This is a genomic window from Streptococcus sp. CL8.13 (genome assembly GCF_049737895.1).
On the sequence record NZ_JBKOTT010000142.1, the window covers coordinates 1 to 1,397 of the forward strand.

General features: G+C 31.4%; 2 protein-coding genes and 1 pseudogene. 2 read left to right on the forward strand and 1 reads right to left on the reverse strand.

Going from position 1 to position 1,397, the window contains the following annotated elements; genetic code table 11:
• Positions 1–621: 621 nt before the first annotated feature.
• Positions 622–810 (reverse strand): hypothetical protein, encoded by a 189-nt coding sequence (locus tag ACLNCN_RS04780; RefSeq protein ID WP_150922594.1) that lies wholly within the window; start codon positions 808–810, stop codon positions 622–624.
• A gap of 176 nt (positions 811–986) precedes the next feature.
• Here ACLNCN_RS04780 and rpsP point away from each other — a divergent pair, with 176 nt between their 5' ends.
• Positions 987–1,259 carry a 30S ribosomal protein S16 gene (gene rpsP / locus ACLNCN_RS04785; RefSeq protein WP_000268760.1) on the forward strand — a complete coding sequence of 91 codons (273 nt, stop codon included), beginning with the start codon at positions 987–989 and terminating at the stop codon, positions 1,257–1,259.
• 19 nt (positions 1,260–1,278) lie between these two features.
• Positions 1,279–1,397 (forward strand): annotated as a pseudogene (gene kphA, locus ACLNCN_RS04790) (RNA-binding protein KphA); the annotation flags it as partial.

The following is a 1,397-nucleotide window of genomic DNA, read 5'->3' on the forward strand; positions in this document are numbered from 1 at the left end:
GTTATAAATATATAACACTTAAATTTTATGTTATAAATATATCACATTTGAATTTGGAAAGCAAGAATTTATGTGACAAGGTGGCAATTATTTGAAAAAATTTTTTAATAAAAGCCCTCGATAGTCAAACAACTAAAGAATTCTTTGAAGCAATGCATCGGATTTGGTTTGGATAGTTTCGTTAATAATATTTGATGATAAAGAATTTTTGGAAAATCTAGATACTGTATGAAACTCTACTTTTTTATTAGGCTGTTATAAAGTCTGTCAGAATAAGCGTTATAGGTGTAGAAGTTAATTTTTACAGAACTAAACTTTTACAGAACTAAATTATTCCCCCATTTAGAATCTATTAATTCATATTTTATAAATTAATTAGTAGATATCGTTCTTAAAATTCTTGATATTTCGCTGTTTTTAGTCCAACTGAAACTCATACTTTCCAAACGAGGTCTTAAGAAAGCTCGTAAAGCTAGTCAGTTCTCAAAGCGTTAAGAACCTGCTACAATACACCATTTAATTGAAAGTTATTCAAATTAGATGAAAATTTTTTTCTGAAAAAGTGGGAAAATATTGATTTTAAGAGAATTTTGAATCATATTCGAATTGGAGTTTTTAAAATCATGTTTCAGTAGTGAAAGTTCCAAAGTTGATTCTCCAGATAAGGATGATATCACCTGCCAATAGATTGTCTTCTAGTAGTTCCATATTGCGTTTTGGGACAGGTTTAGGGGCTTCCATATCACTATTAGGAGAGATATAGGGCTTGACAGGGTAGTCCTTATAGATAGTATTAAAAGTAGTATTCATAAACGATTTCTTTCTAATTTTTTCTTTAAGATTATAACCAATTTCTAGTAGTAAAAAAAAATAAAACTCTGTCAAGTTTTTTTCTTGACACCTGCCAGAAATCTGCTATAATAGAACATGTGCTAAATAGCTCAGCTATTTCACCGAAATAAAAAATAAGAAAAGAGACTTTAAAAATGGCAGTTAAAATCCGTTTGACTCGTATGGGTTCTAAGAAAAAACCTTTCTACCGTATCAACGTAGCAGATTCACGTTCACCACGTGACGGACGTTTCATCGAAACAGTTGGAACTTACAACCCACTTGTTGCTGAAAACCAAGTAACTTTGAAAGAAGACCGCGTTCTTGCATGGTTGGCTGATGGAGCTCAACCTTCAGATACAGTACGTAACATCCTTTCAAAAGAAGGCGTATTGAAAAAATTCCACGATTCTAAATTCTCAAAATAAGTTTAAAGTAGGTTGACAGATGGATACGATTGAAAATCTCATTATTGCGATTGTGAAACCCTTGATTTCACAACCAGATGCCTTAACTATCAAGATTGAAGATACACCAGAATTTTTGGAATATCATTTGGATCTTGA

What these genes read in the sequence shown, in the direction of transcription:
- rpsP (WP_000268760.1), top strand. Translation starts at nt 987, where the DNA reads ATGGCAGTTAAAATCCGTTTGACTCGTATGGGTTCTAAGAAAAAACCT.
- ACLNCN_RS04780 (WP_150922594.1), bottom strand. Translation starts at nt 810, where the DNA reads ATGAATACTACTTTTAATACTATCTATAAGGACTACCCTGTCAAGCCC.